Consider the following 17,923-nt stretch of genomic DNA (forward strand, 5'->3'; position numbering starts at 1 on the left):
AAGCAAGGTTGTGAGTCGTATTTTTTGGCAGACAAGGAGAGACGCGTGAGGCGATTGCCGGGGATTTTATTGCTCACTGGAGCCGCGCTCATCGTCATTGCAGCGCTGCTGGTTAGCGGGCTGCGCCTGGCGTTGCCTCATCTTGACGCCTGGCGTCCAGCTATCCTGAATAAGATTGAGTCTGTGACCGGCGTGCCGGTGGCCGCCAGCCAACTCTCCGCAAGCTGGCAAAATTTTGGCCCTACGCTGGAAGCGCATAATATTCATGCCGCCCTGAAAGATGGCGGCGAACTGTCGATAAAACGCGTTACGCTGGCGCTGGACGTCTGGCAAAGCCTGTTGCATATGCGCTGGCAGTTTCGCGACCTGACCTTCTGGCAACTCAATTTCCGCACCAACACGCCTCTTCAAAGCAGCGACGGCGAAGGCATCGAAACCAGCCGTTTAAGCGATCTTTTCCTGCGTCAGTTCGATCATTTCGATCTGCGCGATAGCCAAATCAGTTTTCTGACGCTTTCCGGACAACGCGCGGAACTGGCGATCCCACAGCTTACCTGGCTAAACGGCAAAGAGCGGCACCGCGCCGAAGGCGAGGTCAGTCTCTCCAGCCTGACCGGGCAGCACGGTGTGATGCAGGTGCGGATGGATTTACGCGATGACGACGGTTTGCTGAATAACGGCAGAGTCTGGTTACAGGCCGACGATATTGACGTCAAGCCGTGGCTGGGTAAATGGATGCAGGATAATGTGGCGCTCCAGACGGCGCGTTTCAGTCTGGAAGGCTGGATGACGCTCAGTAAAGGCGAAATCGCCGGAGGAGACGTCTGGCTGAAACAGGGCGGAGCAAGCTGGTTGGGCGATAACACGACGCACACGCTGTCTGTCGATAACCTTACGGCGCAGATTAGCCGCGAGCAGCCGGGCTGGCAGTTTTATATTCCGGACACACGGATTACGCTTGATGGTAAACCCTGGCCGAGCGGAGCCTTAACCGTGGCCTGGCTCCCGCAGCAGGGCGTCGGCGGCGAGAATCACACACGTAGCGATGAGCTACGCATTCGCGCCAGTAATCTTGAACTGGCGGGGCTGGAAGCATTACGTCCGCTGGCGGCTAAACTGTCGCCTGTGCTGGGCGAAATATGGCAGGCTACGCAGCCGAGCGGAAAGATCGCCACTCTGGCGCTGGATATTCCGCTACAGGCGACCGAAAAAACGCGTTTTCAGGCATCGTGGGAAAATCTTGCCTGGAAACAGTGGAAGCTGTTGCCCGGCGCGGAACATTTTTCCGGTACGCTGGCGGGAAGCGTAGAAGACGGGCAGATGAAGGTTGCGATGCAGCAGGCTAAAATGCCCTATGAAACCGTTTTTCGCGCGCCGCTGGAAATTGAAAACGGCGTCGCGACGCTTAGTTGGTTGAAGAATGAGAACGGCTTTCAGCTTGATGGCCGCGACATTGACGTCAAAGCAAAGGCGGTACATGCGCGCGGCGGGTTCCGCTATCTGCAACCGACGGGCGACGAACCGTGGCTGGGTATTCTGGCCGGAATCAGTACCGACGATGGATCTCAGGCGTGGCGCTATTTTCCGGAAAACCTGATGGGCAAAGCGCTGGTCGATTACCTTAGCGGCGCGATTCAGGGCGGCGAGGCGGATAACGCCACGTTGGTTTACGGTGGTAACCCGCACCTCTTTCCCTATAAGCATAACGAAGGTCAGTTTGAAGTGCTGGTGCCGCTACGCAATGCGACGTTTGCTTTTCAACCCGACTGGCCGGCGCTAAAAAATCTCAACATTGAACTGGATTTCCTGAACGACGGCCTGTGGATGCGTTCGGATAGCGTCGATTTGGGCGGGGTGAAGGCCAGCAAACTCGCGGCGGCGATTCCGGATTATTCCAAAGAGAAACTGCTCATTGATGCCGATATTAACGGGCCGGGAAAAGCCGTTGGGCCTTATTTCGACGAGACGCCACTAAAAGACTCGCTTGGCTCGACGCTGGCGGAGCTCCAATTAGATGGCGATGTGAATGCTCGCTTACATCTTGATATTCCGCTGGATGGCGAACAGGTTACCGCTGAGGGCGATGTCTCGTTGCGTAATAACAGTCTGTTTATTAAGCCGCTAAACAGCACGCTCAAAAATCTGAACGGTAAATTCAGCTTTGTGAATGGCGCGCTAAAAAGCGGGCCGCTGACGGCAAACTGGTTTAATCAGCCGCTTAACCTGGATTTCAGTACGACGGAAGGGGCAAAAGCCTATCAGGTCGCCGTCAACCTGAACGGTAACTGGCAACCAACGCGTATGGGCGTCTTACCGCCGCAACTGAATGACGCCCTGAGCGGCAGCGTGACGTGGAATGGTAAAGTCGGCATCGATCTTCCATATCATGCTGACACCACTTATCGCATCGAGCTGAACGGCGATCTGAGAAATGTGAGCAGTCACTTACCTTCTCCGCTAAATAAACCCGCAGGCGAAGCCATTCCGGTGAACATTCAGGCTGACGGCAACCTGAAAAGTTTTGCGCTAACGGGGAGAGCAGGGAGTAAAAATCACTTTAACAGCCGCTGGTTATTAAATCAGAAGCTGACGTTGGATCGGGCTATCTGGACGACGGACAGCCGGACGATTCCGCCATTACCTGCTCAACAAGGCGTTGAGCTCAATCTGCCGGCGCTGGATGGCGCGCAATGGCTGGCGTTATTCCAGAAAGGCGCGGCGGATAACGTGAGCAGTTCGGCCGAGTTTCCTCAACGCGTCACGTTGCGTACTCCCGCGCTATCGCTGGGCGGCCAGCAGTGGAACAATTTGAGCGTCGTTTCAGCCCCCTCGCTGAACGGAACAAAAATTGAAGCGCAGGGCCGTGAGGTGAACGCCACGCTGCTCATGCGCAACCATGCGCCGTGGCTGGCGAACATTAAGTACCTGTACTACAACCCTGGCGTCGCAAAAACGCACGCCTCGTCACCCACGCCGACATCGCCGTTGGCTTCGGCGAACACGATTAGCTTCCGCGGCTGGCCGGACTTACAGCTTCGCTGCGAAGAGTGCTGGCTGTGGGGGCAAAAATATGGGCGTATTGATGGTGATTTCGCCATCAAAGGCAATACGCTGACTCTGGCGAATGGCCTGATCGATACCGGATTCGCCCGTTTGAAAGCGAACGGCGAGTGGGTGAATGCGCCGGGTAATGAACGAACCTCGCTGAAAGGTAGTCTGCATGGTAGTAACCTCGACACGGCTGCCGGGTTCTTCGGTATCTCGACGCCAATCCAGAACGCGTCTTTTAACGTAGATTACGATCTGCACTGGCGAAACCCGCCCTGGCAACCTGAGGAAGCCACGCTCAACGGGATTTTACGTACGCGTCTGGGTAAAGGCGAGTTTACTGATCTCAGTAGCGGTCATGCCGGACAGTTACTGCGGCTGCTCAGTTTTGATGCGTTGCTGCGTAAGCTGCGGTTTGACTTCAGAGATACCTTTAGCGAGGGCTTCTATTTCGACTCTATTCATAGTACCGCGTGGATTAAAGATGGCGTCCTGCATACTGACGATACGCTGGTGGATGGGCTGGAAGCGGATATTGCAATGAAAGGTTCTGTTGATCTGGTGCGTCGTCGTCTTGATATGGAGGCCGTTGTCGCGCCGGAAATTTCCGCCACCGTGGGCGTCGCCGCCGCGTTTGCCGTTAACCCGATTGTCGGCGCGGCGGTATTTGCCGCCAGTAAAGTGTTGGGGCCGCTATGGAGCAAGGTCTCCATTCTGCGTTATCGCATTACCGGCCCGGTCGATGCGCCGCAGATTAACGAAGTTCTGCGCCAACCGAGAAAAGAAAGCCAGCAATGATTTGACGGGGGCGAGGAATTGCCCCACTCTCAGTAAATAGTCATGCCGGACGGCGCTGCGTTTATCCGGTTTGTACAATCTAACAACGTAGTCCGGATAAGGCGTGAACCGCCATCCGGCAGAAATCAACGAGTAGCAAAAACGATGAGTCTGAACCTGGTAAGTGAACAATTGCTAGCGGCGAATGGCCTGAACCATCAGGATCTGTTCGCTATTTTGGGCCAACTGGCCGAACGCCGTCTTGATTATGGCGACCTCTATTTTCAGTCGAGCTATCACGAATCCTGGGTTTTAGAAGACCGCATCATTAAAGATGGTTCATATAATATCGACCAGGGCGTTGGCGTTCGCGCCATTAGCGGCGAAAAAACCGGTTTTGCTTATGCTGACCAGATAAGCCTCCTGGCGCTGGAGCAGAGTGCGCAGGCAGCGCGAACCATTGTACGCGAGAACGGCGAAGGCAAGGTAAAAACGCTCGCCGCCGTAGCGCATCAGCCGCTCTACACCACCCTTGATCCGTTGCAAAGTATGAGCCGCGAAGAGAAGCTGGATATCCTCAGACGCGTTGATAAAGCGGCGCGAGAAGCCGATAAACGCGTGCAGGAAGTTAACGCCAGCCTGACCGGCGTATATGAATTAATCCTCGTGGCGGCGACCGACGGGACGCTGGCGGCGGATGTCCGTCCACTGGTGCGTTTGTCCGTTAGCGTGCAGGTGGAAGAAGACGGTAAACGCGAGCGCGGCGCCAGCGGCGGCGGCGGTCGCTTTGGTTATGAGTATTTTCTTGCCGATCTCGACGGCGAGGTGCGCGCCGACGCGTGGGCGAAAGAAGCGGTACGCATGGCGCTGGTTAATCTCTCCGCGGTCGCTGCGCCAGCGGGGACGTTACCGGTGGTTCTGGGCGCCGGGTGGCCGGGCGTATTGCTGCACGAAGCGGTCGGTCACGGGCTGGAAGGTGATTTTAACCGTCGTGGGACATCTGTGTTTAGCGGTCAGATCGGCGAGCAGGTTGCCTCCGCGCTTTGCACCGTAGTGGATGACGGCACAATGATGAACCGTCGCGGCTCCGTTGCTATCGATGATGAAGGTACGCCAGGCCAGTACAACGTATTGATTGAAAATGGCGTACTGAAAGGATACATGCAGGACAAGCTGAACGCGCGCCTGATGGGCGCTGCGCCGACCGGTAACGGGCGTCGCGAATCTTATGCGCATCTGCCGATGCCGCGTATGACGAATACCTATATGTTGGCGGGGCAGTCAACGCCGCAGGAAATTATCGAATCCGTTGAGTACGGCATCTATGCGCCTAACTTTGGCGGTGGTCAGGTGGATATCACCTCCGGCAAGTTTGTGTTCTCTACCTCGGAAGCGTATCTGATTGAAAACGGCAAAGTCACGACGCCGGTGAAGGGTGCGACGTTGATTGGATCAGGCATTGAAACGATGCAACAGATCTCCATGGTCGGCAACGACCTTAAGCTGGATAACGGGGTGGGGGTCTGCGGGAAAGAGGGTCAAAGTCTGCCGGTAGGCGTAGGCCAGCCGACGCTGAAAGTCGATAACCTGACGGTTGGCGGCACCGCATAACTGTCCGCCTTATCAGGCCTGTGGTGTGTGCCGCCCAGGCCTGATAAGCGCAGCGCCACCAGGCAATGTCTGCGTCGGGTGGCATCTGGCCTGCAATCGTCTTCAGCAATTACCCGGTGTTTTTATTTTTCTTTCCCTCGCCCGTGCATCCCCTGAAACAGGTGTGCGACATCGACAAAATAGTCAGTTAACGCGTTAATCACTACCTGCACTTTAAGCGGCAGCTTATCTTTTTCGGTGTACAGCGCGTACACCGGACGAGGATCGGACTGATAGCGAGGCAGCAGGATCTCCAGATCGCCACGATTGATCTCATCGATCACCCACATCAGCGGCACATAGGCGATTCCGGTTCCGGCGGTCAGCCAGCGTACCAGCGTCATCGGATCGTTAGTGACGAACCGCCCCTGTGGAATCAGTCGGGTAGAAATTCCTTCCGGCGCGATAAGTTCAAACTCATTATCCGGGCGCACGCTATATTCCAGCCAGGAATGGCTACTGAGATCGGCGGGTTTTTCCGGGACGCCGTACTGAGCGAGGTAGGGCTTGGCGGCGCACACAACCATCGGCATCGCGCCAAGTCGACGGGAAAACAGGCTGGAGTCTTGCAGCGCGCCCACGCGGATCACCACGTCCAGCCCGTCGGCAATTAAATCCGGAGCCGGAATTCCTGTCACCAGATTGACCGCCAGACCGGGATACTCTTTTAATAATTTTGCGGTAAGCCCGGCCAGCACATTTTGCGCCATGGTTGAAGAACAGCCGATACGCAATGTACCGATAGGCGTGTTATTAAAAGCGTAAAGCTGCTCGTGAACATCCTGCACTTCATGCAGCATACGACGACAGCCCTGATAATAGATTTTTCCAGCTTCGGTGAGCCCAATGCTGCGTGTGCTGCGGTTGAGCAATTTAACCTGAAGCTCATCTTCCAGTTTCGCCACAGTCTGGCTGATGGACGATACGCTCATTTGCAGCTGTCTGGCTGCGGCGGTAAAAGAGCCAAACTCGACAACTTTGGCGAATACTGACATTCGTTTTAATCGTTCCATTATTCACTCTGGCTTAAAAGTGATTTAGATCACATAATATAGATAACAGCATAACAATTACGTTAATATACTATTATTCGAATAAGAGCTATGTCGCTCTCGCCTGGCGTCTCTTGCCCTTCTCTGCGGCGATGTAGCTTAACAATCTATCGCCTGCTCTCTCTCAGAAATCAAGGTCAACATGAGTCTGTTTCCCGTTATCGTGGTGTTTGGTCTTTCCTTCCCACCGATATTTTTCGAATTGCTTTTGTCACTGGCTATTTTTTGGCTGGTGCGTCGGATGCTTGTGCCGACGGGTATCTATGATTTTGTCTGGCATCCGGCTTTGTTCAATACCGCGCTGTATTGTTGTCTGTTTTATTTAATATCGCGCCTGTTCGTTTGAGGTTGAAGTGAAAACACTAACAAGAAAACTCTCCCGTACGGCCATTACCCTCGTACTGGTTATTCTGGCCTTTATCGCCATTTTCCGCGCCTGGGTGTATTACACCGAATCTCCCTGGACGCGCGACGCGCGTTTTAGCGCCGATGTCGTCGCTATTGCCCCGGATGTCGCGGGCCTGATTACCCATGTAAACGTGCATGATAACCAACTGGTGAAAAAGGATCAGGTCCTGTTTACCATCGATCAGCCACGCTATCAAAAAGCGCTGGCGGAAGCGGAAGCTGATGTAGCCTATTATCAGGTCCTGGCGCAGGAAAAACGCCAGGAAGCCGGTCGCCGTAATCGCCTCGGCGTACAGGCGATGTCCCGGGAAGAGATCGATCAGGCGAACAATGTTTTGCAGACTGTACTGCATCAACTGGCTAAAGCCCAGGCGACGCGCGACCTGGCTAAACTCGATCTGGAGCGCACCGTCATTCGCGCGCCTGCCGACGGCTGGGTGACTAACCTCAATGTTTATGCCGGTGAATTTATTACCCGTGGTTCCACAGCCGTCGCCCTGGTGAAAAAGAACTCTTTTTACGTGCAAGCCTATATGGAAGAGACCAAGCTGGAAGGCGTGCGTCCGGGATATCGTGCCGAAATCACGCCGCTTGGCAGCAACCGGGTATTAAAAGGTACCGTCGATAGCGTGGCGGCAGGGGTAACGAATGCCAGCAGTACCAGCGATGCGAAAGGGATGGCGACGATAGACTCTAACCTCGAATGGGTGCGTCTGGCCCAGCGTGTCCCGGTGCGCATCCGGCTCGACGAGCAACAGGGGAATTTGTGGCCTGCCGGTACGACGGCAACCGTCGTGATCACCGGTAAGCAGGATCGTGACGCAAGCCAGGACTCCTTCTTCCGTAAACTGGCGCACCGGCTGCGCGAATTCGGTTAATCGTCATGGGCATTTTCTCCATTGCCAACCAGCACATTCGTTTTGCGGTAAAGCTGGCGTGCGCCATTGTGCTGGCATTATTTATCGGCTTCCATTTTCAACTGGAGACGCCGCGTTGGGCGGTGCTGACCGCCGCGATCGTGGCGGCAGGCCCGGCATTTGCCGCCGGCGGGGAACCCTATTCCGGCGCTATCCGTTATCGCGGAATGTTGCGTATTATCGGGACGTTTATTGGCTGTATCGCCGCGCTTATCATTATTATCTCTATGATCCGCGCGCCGCTATTGATGATTCTGGTGTGCTGTGTCTGGGCCGGTTTTTGTACCTGGATCTCCTCTTTAGTACGGATCGAAAACTCTTATGCGTGGGGACTGTCAGGTTATACTGCGCTGATCATTGTGATTACCATTCAGACGGAGCCGCTGCTCACGCCGCAATTTGCGCTTGAGCGCTGTAGCGAAATCGTCATCGGCATTGGCTGCGCTATTTTAGCGGATCTGCTTTTTTCGCCGCGATCGATAAAGCAGGAGGTTGATCGCGAACTGGACAGTTTACTGGTAGCGCAATATCAGCTAATGCAACTTTGTATTAAGCATGGCGACAGCGAAGAAGTCGACAACGCCTGGGGCGATCTGGTGCGACGCACGGCGGCGCTGGAGGGGATGCGAAGTAATCTGAATATGGAATCTTCGCGCTGGGTACGCGCTAACCGCCGCCTGAAAGCGTTGAATACGCTTTCGCTCACGCTGATTACGCAATCCTGTGAAACTTATCTTATTCAAAACACGCGGCCGGAACTGATTACCGATACATTCCGGGAACTGTTCGAGACGCCGATTGAAACGGTACAGGATGTCCACAGGCAGTTAAAACGGATGCGGCGTGTCATTGTCTGGACCGGCGAGCGCGAAACGCCCGTCACGCTTTATAGCTGGGTAGGCGCTGCGACGCGCTATCTGCTGCTAAAACGCGGCGTGATCAGCAACACCAAAATCAGCGCGACGGAAGAAGAGATCCTGCAAGGCGAACCCGTAGTTAAAGTGGAATCCGCTGAACGCCACCATGCGATGGTGAACTTCTGGCGCACCACGCTTTCCTGCATACTGGGGACATTATTCTGGCTATGGACCGGCTGGACATCGGGTAATGGCGCGATGGTGATGATTGCCGTGGTGACCTCGCTGGCGATGCGTTTACCCAATCCGCGCATGGTCTGCATTGATTTTATTTATGGCACTCTGGCGGCGTTGCCGCTGGGATTGCTCTATTTCCTGGTGATTATTCCCAATACGCAGCAAAGTATGCTGTTGTTATGTTTGAGCCTGGCGGTATTGGGGTTCTTTATCGGCATTGAGGTCCAGAAACGGCGTCTGGGGTCGATGGGGGCGCTGGCCAGTACGATTAACATTATTGTGTTGGATAATCCGATGACGTTCCATTTCAGCCAGTTCCTCGACAGCGCGTTGGGGCAAATTGTCGGCTGTATGCTGGCGTTTATCGTCATCCTGCTGGTGCGTGATAAATCCAAAGATCGAACCGGTCGCGTGCTGCTTAATCAGTTTGTTTCCGCTGCGGTCTCGGCAATGACGACCAACGTGGTACGTCGTAAAGAAAACCGTCTGCCTGCGTTATATCAGCAACTCTTTTTGCTGATGAATAAATTCCCTGGCGATTTGCCGAAGTTTCGCCTGGCGCTAACGATGATCATTGCTCATCAACGTCTGCGCGACGCGCCGATACCGGTTAATGAAGATCTGTCAGTGTTCCACCGTCAGCTTCGTCGTACCGCAGACCATGTTATTTCCGCCGGAAGCGATGATAAACGGCGACGCTACTTTGGTCAGTTGCTGGATGAGCTGGATATCTATCAGGAGAAATTACGTATCTGGGAGGCGCCGCCGCAGGTGACGGAACCGGTTAAACGCCTGACGGGCATGTTACATAAATACCAGAACGCGCTTACCGATAGCTAACCCACAAGAACCGATGCCAAAAGCGTCGGTTTTTTTATGACTATACTTATTTGAGATACAAAAACAGCGCAAGAGTGCTCCGGGGCTAAAAGCGTTTCTGGAAGTGAAACCTCTGCATAATGATGCTTAGTAGTAAAACAGACAATTGTCTGTCGGGGATGGTGGCTGGCTATGAATGTCTATACTTTTGATTTTAATGATATTAAAAACCAAAGCGATTTTTATCGCGAGTTTACGCAGACGTTTGGTCTTGCCAGTGAGAAAGTAAGCGATCTTGATACATTATGGGATGCGGTAATGAGCGATATCTTACCTCTACCGCTAGAGATTGAGTTCGTTCACCTGCCTGATAAACTGCGCAGGCGCTACGGGGCGCTGATTTTACTCTTTGATGAAGCGGAAGAAGAGCTGGAGGGGCGGCTACGGTTTAATGTCCGGCATTGAAAAAGCATAAAAAAGCCCCCGACAGGCGGGGGCAAGTCGTCGGGTTAGACGACGAGGGTTTACTTATACAACTCGGCGGTGGCGTGCCAGTTATCACCTTCTTTTAATTCGATGATGCGATAGCTATTAGCGCCTGCTTTTTCGGCTTTAGCGACGATCTCCTGGCGCATATCCATTGGCGTACTGCCAATCTGCGAGACGGAAATGGTGCCCATCGGTTGCAGATTCTGCGCCTGTTCCGCGTTGACCTGATGTACTGCGGCATTTGCGCCGAAAGAGAGCAGAGTGGCCAGGCCGAGTGATGCGATAATGTATTTCGTTTTCATGGTCTTTTATTCCTTTATAGGGTCAACCTCGCGGATTAATAGGCTTTTCTTATGCGATATCTCCGCGAAGCAATGACACGTTATATGCGATGGCAGGTGAATTTTATTTGTACAGTTCGGCAGTGGCGTGCCAGTTGCTGCCGCTACGCGCTTCGGTAATGTGGTAGGCCGTAGCGCCTTGTTCATCCGCTTTTTTGCTCAGCATGGCATTCATATCCATAGGCGATGAGCCGATAGCGCTGACTGAAACCGATCCGATTGCTTCACGATTTTGCGCTTGCTCTGCGCTGATAGGTTCTGCGGCGAAAGCGCCAAAAGAGAGAACGGACAGAATACTTAATGTTGCAACAGTGGTTTTGATTTTCATGATTTTTACCTCGTCGAATTCCTTTACTGGGGTCTTTGTTTCGTGACCCTCATCACAAAATTAAGTATACACTAATCACGCGATTAATTAATACCACGCTAATTGTTTCTGCTTTTTAAAGACATTAAAAATTTTATTTTTTATAACGTTATGGAATTAAAATTGCTGTTTTTCGCCGCTGTCATTTAAAAAATAAAAGAAAATCAATCTTTTAAAAAATTTGACATTTTGTGCGTTTTTTTGATTTGTCATTCATGTGGTGAATGTTTAATGGCATGATTTGCCAAATGATAGCCGTACAGGAAAGCGGCGAGGGGAGAGGACAAAAAGGTGCCTCCGCCGTACGACGACGGAGGAAGTGGGACTAAAGCTCTTGTTCAAAAAGTTCCAGAATGGCTTCGTACAGATCTCTTACGGAAAAGCCGCTGGCAGGCGTAGTGAAGATAGTATCGTCGCCGGCAATCGTGCCGAGAATACCTTCTGCTTTCCCCAGTGAATCCAGCAGGCGTGCAATGAGTTGTGCCGCGCCGGGGCTGGTATGAATCACCACGACAGCGTCGTTATAGTCGATATCCAGCACCAGATTTTTCAACGGACTGGATGTTGTTGGGACGCCCAGTTCAGCCGGAAGACAGTACACCATTTCCATTTTTGCGTTACGTGTACGCACTGCGCCGAACTTAGTCAACATGCGCGAGACCTTGGACTGATTGATATTTTCAAAGCCCTGATCCTGCAACGCGAGGACGATTTCGCCCTGTGAGCTGAATTTTTCTTCTTTGAGGAGCGCTTTAAACGCTCTTACTAGTTCTTCTTGTTTAGCCGAGCTTCGCATAAGTCACCCGTAATATGGCGGTAGAAACAACATTATTGTGCATACAGATGAATTTTTATGCAAACAGTCTGCCTTGTTTAAGGCTGAAATAATGTTATGAAAGAGCGGAATTCTATCAAATTTCGTTATCAAGAAACATGCCTGTGTCACGCCTCGGAAATAAGATTAAAAGTAAATTAATTGTTATCAAAATGATGTTGTTTTGAGAGGATAGTAGGGTATATTGTCACCACCTGTAGGAACGTTGCTCTCTGGTTGCAGTCGATCCGGATTACGCAAATTAAATGCATAAAAGCCAAAATTGCGCGACTCCGCATTCTTGATGAGTGAGGATTGTAATCATTGAATTTGTGAATTAAGGTCGCCGCCGCGGAGCAATAGACACTTAGCTAATCATATAATAAGGAGTTTAGGATGAAAGTCGCAGTCCTCGGCGCTGCTGGTGGTATCGGTCAGGCGCTGGCATTACTTTTAAAAAACCAACTGCCTTCAGGTTCAGAACTCTCCCTGTACGACATCGCTCCAGTGACTCCCGGTGTGGCCGTTGATTTGAGCCACATCCCCACCGCTGTAAAAATCAAAGGTTTCTCCGGTGAAGACGCAACCCCGGCGCTTGAAGGCGCTGACGTAGTACTGATTTCTGCGGGTGTGGCGCGTAAGCCGGGTATGGACCGTTCCGACCTGTTTAACGTTAACGCTGGCATCGTGAAAAACCTGGTGCAGCAGATCGCTAAAACCTGCCCGAAAGCGTGCGTGGGCATTATCACCAACCCGGTGAACACCACCGTTGCGATTGCGGCGGAAGTGCTGAAAAAAGCAGGCGTATACGACAAAAACAAACTGTTTGGCGTCACCACGCTGGATATCATCCGCTCTAATACCTTTGTTGCAGAGCTGAAAGGTAAGCTGCCAACGGAAGTTGAAGTCCCGGTGATTGGCGGGCACTCCGGCGTGACGATTCTGCCGCTGCTGTCGCAGATTCCAGGCGTAAGTTTTACCGAACAAGAAGCGGCCGAGCTGACTAAACGTATTCAGAACGCCGGTACTGAAGTCGTCGAGGCGAAAGCCGGCGGCGGATCGGCAACCCTCTCTATGGGTCAGGCTGCCGCACGTTTCGGTCTTTCTCTGGTTCGCGCTCTGCAGGGCGAAAAAGGCGTGGTGGAATGCGCCTATGTGGAAGGCGACGGTCAGTATGCCCGTTTCTTCTCTCAGCCGCTGCTGCTGGGTAAAAACGGTGTAGAAGAGCGTAAATCCATCGGCACACTGAGCGCTTTCGAGCAACATTCGCTGGACGCTATGCTGGATACGCTGAAAAAAGATATTCAGTTGGGTGAAGATTTTATTAATAAATAAGCTGTTCCTGCCCGATGCCGGGGCTTTTGCTCCGGCTTCTTTGACTGTAAACAAGCCACGAAATCAAGCACTAAATCTGCTAAACTCCTCACGTCTTATCGGTTATTAACGAGAACGTCGTGAAAAAGATCCAAAGAACGCAAACCCGCGATCACATTACGCAAATGCTTCGCTATGAAATTCTTTCCGGCAATATAAAAGCGGGAGAAGAACTCGCGCAGGAAAGTATTGCGGAGCAGCTCGGTCTTTCACGAATGCCGGTTCGAGAAGCGCTACAGTCACTCGAACAGGAAGGTTTTTTAATCCGACTGCCCAACAGACACATGCAGGTCGCGCATCTTGAGGCCGATCGCGTGAGTCATATTTTTCGCGTGATTGCCGCGATGGCCGCCGAAATGTTTTCGCTGATACCCAGCGAAGTAGGCGATGCCCTCCTGATACGTGCGCAAGCGCTGGCTGTCGCAGAAGACAAATCCTGCGAACTGGAGTGTCATGCGATGCTGATTTCTTATGTGAATAACCGCTATCTGGAAAAGGTGTATCAGCAGTTCCTGGACGGTTATGTCTCTTATGTTATTTTGCATCTGAAAAAAGATAATCAGGAGTCGGCGCAGCTTTTCGCTGAACTGGCTGACGTCATACGCCAGGGGCGGCGTGATGAGATTGGGCAAGTTATGCAGCGTTATTTCCTCTCTTTAGCAGAAATAATGCGTCAACATATGAAGGATTGGGAAAGTGCAGAAGCCTAAGTTAGGGAAGATTAAGCTTCTTTCAGCGAAAGAACAGGTCGCGGCGGTGCTGCGTAAAGCGATTCTTTCGAGGGAGTTAGTGGAAGGGCAGGAGATTACGTTAGAAGGCATTGCCGGAATGGTCGGCGTGTCCAGTATGCCAGTGCGCGAGGCGTTTCAGATTCTGGCGGCGGATGGGCTGATAAAAGTGCGCCCTAATAAAGGGGCGGTGGTGTTGGGCATCAATGAACAAACGATCCGTGAACACTATGAAATTCGCGCGCTGTTAGAAAGTGAGGCGGTGGCTAAAGCTTCTCGTCCCGGCACCGATATCTCGCGGATAGCCCAGGTGCATTATGCCGCTGAAAAGGCTCTCGCGGAAAATAACTCGGCGGAATACTCCGACCTGAATCAGGCATTTCATATGGAAATATGGAATGTTGCTGGCAACGAAAAAATGAAAATGTTGCTCTGTAATATGTGGAACGGCCTGTCGATGGGCCATAAGGTCACCGAAGAAGAGTATGCCGTGATTTCCATTCAGGAACATAAAAGTATTCTGCAAGCTCTTGAACTTCATGATGAAACATTGGCACGCCAGCGCATGCGCGAACACATTATTCGCTCGATGGAGAATATGCTGACCCGCTATGTTGGTGACCCTTCTGCCTGATCTTTTCGCCTGCGTGAGCATCGCAGGCGCTTCAACCAATTCTTCAATTCTATTAATCACGTCCAGTAACGATCCAACTACGATCTTGATGTAGATCCCACTCCTGCATTTTTCCTGAGAAACGATTTGACTTAGTTTTTGTATGGGAATAATTTCTCCTCGTCAACATTGGATACAATATCATATATCATTGATTGGATAATTATAAATATGGAACCCATTACCCTTACCTTATGTTTATTGGTGTTCGCTATCGTCATGTTTGTATGGGAAAAAGTGCCACTGGCCGTCACTTCCATGATTGTCTGCGTGGCCTTAGTTATCACCGGAGTTCTGAATATCAAACAGGCCTTTGCTGGCTTTATCGACACTAACGTCATCCTCTTTGTCGCGATGTTCATCGTGGGCGGTGCGTTGTTCGAGACCGGTATGGCAAACAAAGTGGGCGGCGTCATCACGCGCTTCGCGAAAACAGAAAAACAGCTGATCTTCACCATTATGGTGGTGGTGGGGTTGATGTCTGGCGTCCTCTCTAACACCGGTACCGCTGCGGTTTTGATTCCGGTGGTGATCGGCGTGGCGGCAAAATCGGGCTTCTCGCGTTCTCGTCTACTGATGCCGCTGGTTTTCGCCGCTGCGTTGGGCGGTAACCTGTCGTTAATTGGCGCGCCGGGAAATCTTATCGCGCAGTCTGCGCTACAGAATATTGGCGGCGGCTTTGGCTTTTTTGAATACGCAAAAATCGGTCTCCCGATGCTCATCTGCGGCATTCTCTACTTCCTGACTATTGGCTATCGCTTTCTGCCGAATAATGCGACCGGCGGTGAGGTGGGGAGCGTCGGGGAGCAACGTGACTACAGCCATGTTCCACAGTGGAAACAACGGCTCTCACTCGTGGTGTTGATCGCAACGATCCTCGGCATGATCTTTGAGAAGAAGATCGGTGTCAGCCTGGCCGTGACCGGTTGTATTGGCGCTCTTGTGCTGGTCGTAAGCGGCGTACTCACGGAAAAACAGGCCTATAAAGCCATTGATTCACAGACTATTTTTATCTTTGGCGGCACCCTGGCGCTGGCAAAAGCTCTTGAGATGACCGGAGCAGGAAAACTGGTTGCGGATCACGTGATTGGCATGCTGGGGCAAAACTCCTCACCGTTCATGTTGCTGATCGCCGTTTTCGCCTTATCCGTTGTGATGACCAACTTTATGTCCAATACCGCAACGACAGCGCTGTTGGTGCCGGTGAGTTTGTCCATTGCCGCAGGTATGGGGGCCGACCCACGTGCGGTTCTGATGGCGACGGTCATTGGCGGTTCCTGCGCCTACGCAACCCCTATCGGTATGCCTGCCAACATGATGGTGCTCTCCGCGGGTGGCTATAAATTTGTCGACTACGCTAAGGCCGGTATCCCCCTGATTATCGTTTCAACCATTGTCAGCTTGATCCTGCTGCCAATCCTTTTCCCTTTTCATCCGTAATTAACGGAAGCTGTTCTGACTAAGGAGCATTTATGAGTAAAAGTGAACAGATATCCCATATGACCGACGTTATGGCCAAGTTTGTGGGATATACCGGCAAAGTTTTGCCTGATGATGTCACTGCAAAACTGGAAGATTTGCATAAGAAAGAGACCAGTAAACTGGCCGACGTCATCTTTACTACCATGATTGAGAACCAGCGTCTGGCGAAAGAGCTGGATCGACCTTCCTGCCAGGACACCGGTGTCATTCAGTTTCTGGTGGAGTGCGGGACGAACTTTCCGCTGATTGGCGAGCTGGAAGCGTTGTTGCGTGAGGCGGTGATCAAAGCAACTGTAGATTCTCCGCTGCGCCACAACAGCGTAGAAACTTTTGATGAATACAACACCGGTAAAAACGTGGGTAAAGGTACGCCGACGGTCTTCTGGGAGATCGTTCCCAATTCCGATCAGTGCAGCATTTATACCTATATGGCGGGCGGTGGTTGTTCTCTGCCGGGGAAAGCGATGGTGCTGATGCCGGGTGCAGGCTATGAAGGTGTGACCCGCTTTGTACTGGATGTGATGACCAGCTACGGCCTCAACGCTTGTCCGCCGCTGCTGGTTGGCGTGGGCGTAGCGACCTCTGTTGAAACGGCGGCACTGCTATCGAAAAAAGCGCTGATGCGTCCGATCGGTTCGCATAACGAGAATGAGCGTGCAGCCTCGCTGGAAAAAATGCTGGAAGATGGCATTAACAAAATTGGCCTGGGGCCGCAGGGGATGTCCGGTAATACCTCCGTTATGGGCGTGAACATTGAAAACACCGCGCGTCATCCTTCTACCATCGGCGTGGCGGTAAACGTCGGCTGCTGGTCGCACCGTAAAGGGCACATCGTTTTCGATAAAGATTTGAATTACACCATTACGTCTCACAGCGGAGTGAATTTCTGATGACTAAAAAAATCCTGACTACGCCAATTAAAGATGAAGATTTAGCGGATATTAAGGCTGGCGATATTATTTATCTCAACGGTCATATTGTTACCTGCCGTGACGTAGCTCATCGCCGTTTAATTGAAGGTGGTCGCGAACTTCCGGTAGATGTTCGCGGCGGCGCTATTTTACACGCTGGCCCAATTGTCCGCCCAATTAAAGGCGAAGACGATAAGTTTGAAATGGTCTCCGTTGGACCAACCACCAGCATGCGTATGGAGAAATTCGAAAAAGAATTTATTGCGCAGACCGGCGTGAAATTAATTGTGGGTAAAGGCGGTATGGGTAAAGGTACCGAAGAGGGCTGTGCTGAACACAAAGCGCTGCACTGCGTATTCCCTGCCGGTTGTGCGGTTGTAGCCGCCGTGTGCGTGGAAGAAATTGAAGATGCCCAATGGCGCGATCTGGGGATGCCGGAAACGCTGTGGGTCTGCCGGGTTAAAGAGTTTGGCCCGCTGATTGTTTCTATTGATACCCATGGGAATAATCTGTTTGAACAGAACAAAATTATTTTTAATCAGCGTAAAGAGATCGTCGCTGATGAAATATGCCAGAACGTAAGTTTCATCAAATAAACCTGATTACGTAAATTGCACGATAATGGTGGCAATACGTTATGACGATAATAATAACCAAGGGCTCTGGCCGGGGGCGGCTCAGGGAAATCCACCCTTATTATTTCATCGTCATAAATAGCACCATTATCGTGCCTCCTGCCTGAAGGCTATTTTATGACTGATGCAGCTCTGCTATTAGGTGAAGGCTTCACCCTGATGTTCCTCGGCATGGGGTTCGTGCTGGCGTTTCTGTTCCTGCTGATTTTCGCCATCCGCGGCATGTCCGCCGCCGTCAACCGCTTCTTCCCCGAACCGGTCGCCGCACCCGCACCGCGCGCCGTTCCCGTCGTGGACGACTTCACCCGCTTAAAGCCGGTGATTGCCGCCGCCATTCACCATCA

Annotated in this window: 17 protein-coding genes; 13 read left to right on the plus strand and 4 right to left on the minus strand. The window is 52.1% G+C overall.

Translation table 11 applies throughout. The features are described from left to right. Nucleotides 1-45: 45 nt before the first annotated feature. A complete protein-coding gene (yhdP, locus tag NAZ64_RS21500; RefSeq protein ID WP_024797555.1) occupies nucleotides 46-3,846 on the plus strand; it encodes an AsmA2 domain-containing protein YhdP in 3,801 nt (1,266 codons plus the stop codon). A 144-nt stretch (nucleotides 3,847-3,990) separates the two neighbouring features. Next, nucleotides 3,991-5,436: a metalloprotease TldD gene (tldD, locus tag NAZ64_RS21505; RefSeq protein ID WP_000055936.1), complete on the plus strand. Its 1,446-nt coding sequence runs from the start codon at nucleotides 3,991-3,993 to the stop codon at nucleotides 5,434-5,436. A gap of 122 nt (nucleotides 5,437-5,558) precedes the next feature. On the opposite strand, the gene aaeR is transcribed toward tldD, so the two are convergent. Continuing rightward, entirely contained in the window at nucleotides 5,559-6,488 is a 930-nt protein-coding gene (gene aaeR, locus NAZ64_RS21510) for an HTH-type transcriptional activator AaeR (RefSeq protein ID WP_000440300.1), read from the minus strand. Between the two features lie 181 nt (nucleotides 6,489-6,669). Here aaeR and aaeX point away from each other — a divergent pair, with 181 nt between their 5' ends. From aaeX to NAZ64_RS21530, 4 genes are all read left to right on the plus strand, one after another. After that, nucleotides 6,670-6,873, plus strand: a complete 204-nt coding sequence (gene aaeX / locus NAZ64_RS21515) for a p-hydroxybenzoic acid efflux pump operon protein AaeX (RefSeq protein ID WP_000051840.1) — start codon at nucleotides 6,670-6,672, stop codon at nucleotides 6,871-6,873. Nucleotides 6,874-6,880: 7 nt separating this feature from the next. Then, entirely contained in the window at nucleotides 6,881-7,813 is a 933-nt protein-coding gene (gene aaeA, locus NAZ64_RS21520) for a p-hydroxybenzoic acid efflux pump subunit AaeA (protein ID WP_000855134.1), read from the plus strand. Between the two features lie 5 nt (nucleotides 7,814-7,818). Beyond that, complete coding sequence (gene aaeB / locus NAZ64_RS21525; protein ID WP_079944740.1) at nucleotides 7,819-9,786, plus strand: p-hydroxybenzoic acid efflux pump subunit AaeB; 1,968 nt, start codon at nucleotides 7,819-7,821, stop codon at nucleotides 9,784-9,786. 171 nt (nucleotides 9,787-9,957) lie between these two features. After that, nucleotides 9,958-10,230, plus strand: a complete 273-nt coding sequence (locus tag NAZ64_RS21530) for a barstar family protein (protein ID WP_001103887.1) — start codon at nucleotides 9,958-9,960, stop codon at nucleotides 10,228-10,230. 59 nt (nucleotides 10,231-10,289) lie between these two features. On the opposite strand, the gene yhcN-B is transcribed toward NAZ64_RS21530, so the two are convergent. The 3 genes from yhcN-B to argR all read right to left on the minus strand — a co-directional run bounded on the left by yhcN-B (nucleotide 10,290) and on the right by argR (nucleotide 11,758). Beyond that, nucleotides 10,290-10,556, minus strand: a complete 267-nt coding sequence (yhcN-B, locus tag NAZ64_RS21535; protein ID WP_000853277.1) for a DUF1471 family stress response protein YhcN-B — start codon at nucleotides 10,554-10,556, stop codon at nucleotides 10,290-10,292. A gap of 103 nt (nucleotides 10,557-10,659) precedes the next feature. Beyond that, on the minus strand, nucleotides 10,660-10,923 hold the full coding sequence (yhcN, locus tag NAZ64_RS21540; protein WP_000695693.1) for a peroxide/acid stress response protein YhcN: 264 nt from the start codon (nucleotides 10,921-10,923) through the stop codon (nucleotides 10,660-10,662). A gap of 364 nt (nucleotides 10,924-11,287) precedes the next feature. Beyond that, on the minus strand, nucleotides 11,288-11,758 hold the full coding sequence (gene argR / locus NAZ64_RS21545; RefSeq protein WP_001257852.1) for a transcriptional regulator ArgR: 471 nt from the start codon (nucleotides 11,756-11,758) through the stop codon (nucleotides 11,288-11,290). 414 nt (nucleotides 11,759-12,172) lie between these two features. On the opposite strand from argR, the gene mdh reads away from it, so the two are divergent. The 7 genes from mdh to NAZ64_RS21580 all read left to right on the plus strand — a co-directional run. Beyond that, complete coding sequence (mdh, locus tag NAZ64_RS21550; protein WP_000861586.1) at nucleotides 12,173-13,111, plus strand: malate dehydrogenase; 939 nt, start codon at nucleotides 12,173-12,175, stop codon at nucleotides 13,109-13,111. A 119-nt stretch (nucleotides 13,112-13,230) separates the two neighbouring features. Further along, nucleotides 13,231-13,860, plus strand: a complete 630-nt coding sequence (locus NAZ64_RS21555) for a GntR family transcriptional regulator (protein ID WP_000723776.1) — start codon at nucleotides 13,231-13,233, stop codon at nucleotides 13,858-13,860. Further along, nucleotides 13,847-14,512: a GntR family transcriptional regulator gene (locus NAZ64_RS21560; protein ID WP_001171581.1), complete on the plus strand. Its 666-nt coding sequence runs from the start codon at nucleotides 13,847-13,849 to the stop codon at nucleotides 14,510-14,512. Before NAZ64_RS21555 ends, NAZ64_RS21560 begins: the two co-directional genes overlap by 14 nt. A 210-nt stretch (nucleotides 14,513-14,722) precedes the next feature. Beyond that, nucleotides 14,723-15,991 carry an SLC13 family permease gene (locus tag NAZ64_RS21565; protein WP_079944739.1) on the plus strand — a complete coding sequence of 423 codons (1,269 nt, stop codon included), beginning with the start codon at nucleotides 14,723-14,725 and terminating at the stop codon, nucleotides 15,989-15,991. Nucleotides 15,992-16,023: 32 nt separating this feature from the next. Beyond that, nucleotides 16,024-16,923 (plus strand): L(+)-tartrate dehydratase subunit alpha, encoded by a 900-nt coding sequence (gene ttdA, locus NAZ64_RS21570; protein WP_000045349.1) that lies wholly within the window; start codon nucleotides 16,024-16,026, stop codon nucleotides 16,921-16,923. Further along, nucleotides 16,923-17,540, plus strand: coding sequence for a L(+)-tartrate dehydratase subunit beta (ttdB, locus tag NAZ64_RS21575; RefSeq protein WP_000162405.1), 618 nt, complete (start codon nucleotides 16,923-16,925; stop codon nucleotides 17,538-17,540). The genes ttdA and ttdB overlap by 1 nt, the downstream gene beginning before the upstream one ends. A gap of 156 nt (nucleotides 17,541-17,696) precedes the next feature. Further along, a partial coding sequence (locus tag NAZ64_RS21580; RefSeq protein ID WP_079945331.1) for an oxaloacetate decarboxylase subunit gamma occupies nucleotides 17,697-17,923 on the plus strand: 227 nt, incomplete at its 3' end.

This window comes from Salmonella sp. A1325, from assembly GCF_056991255.1.

Excerpts from the sequence above, each read along its gene's own strand:
- yhcN (WP_000695693.1), bottom strand. The coding sequence starts at position 10,923 with ATGAAAATCAAAACCACTGTTGCAACATTAAGTATTCTGTCCGTTCTC.
- ttdB (WP_000162405.1), top strand. The coding sequence starts at position 16,923 with ATGACTAAAAAAATCCTGACTACGCCAATTAAAGATGAAGATTTAGCG.
- NAZ64_RS21530 (WP_001103887.1), top strand. The coding sequence starts at position 9,958 with ATGAATGTCTATACTTTTGATTTTAATGATATTAAAAACCAAAGCGAT.
- ttdA (WP_000045349.1), top strand. The coding sequence starts at position 16,024 with ATGAGTAAAAGTGAACAGATATCCCATATGACCGACGTTATGGCCAAG.
- argR (WP_001257852.1), bottom strand. The coding sequence starts at position 11,758 with ATGCGAAGCTCGGCTAAACAAGAAGAACTAGTAAGAGCGTTTAAAGCG.
- aaeX (WP_000051840.1), top strand. The coding sequence starts at position 6,670 with ATGAGTCTGTTTCCCGTTATCGTGGTGTTTGGTCTTTCCTTCCCACCG.
- tldD (WP_000055936.1), top strand. The coding sequence starts at position 3,991 with ATGAGTCTGAACCTGGTAAGTGAACAATTGCTAGCGGCGAATGGCCTG.
- aaeB (WP_079944740.1), top strand. The coding sequence starts at position 7,819 with ATGGGCATTTTCTCCATTGCCAACCAGCACATTCGTTTTGCGGTAAAG.
- aaeR (WP_000440300.1), bottom strand. The coding sequence starts at position 6,488 with ATGGAACGATTAAAACGAATGTCAGTATTCGCCAAAGTTGTCGAGTTT.
- mdh (WP_000861586.1), top strand. The coding sequence starts at position 12,173 with ATGAAAGTCGCAGTCCTCGGCGCTGCTGGTGGTATCGGTCAGGCGCTG.
- NAZ64_RS21565 (WP_079944739.1), top strand. The coding sequence starts at position 14,723 with ATGGAACCCATTACCCTTACCTTATGTTTATTGGTGTTCGCTATCGTC.
- yhcN-B (WP_000853277.1), bottom strand. The coding sequence starts at position 10,556 with ATGAAAACGAAATACATTATCGCATCACTCGGCCTGGCCACTCTGCTC.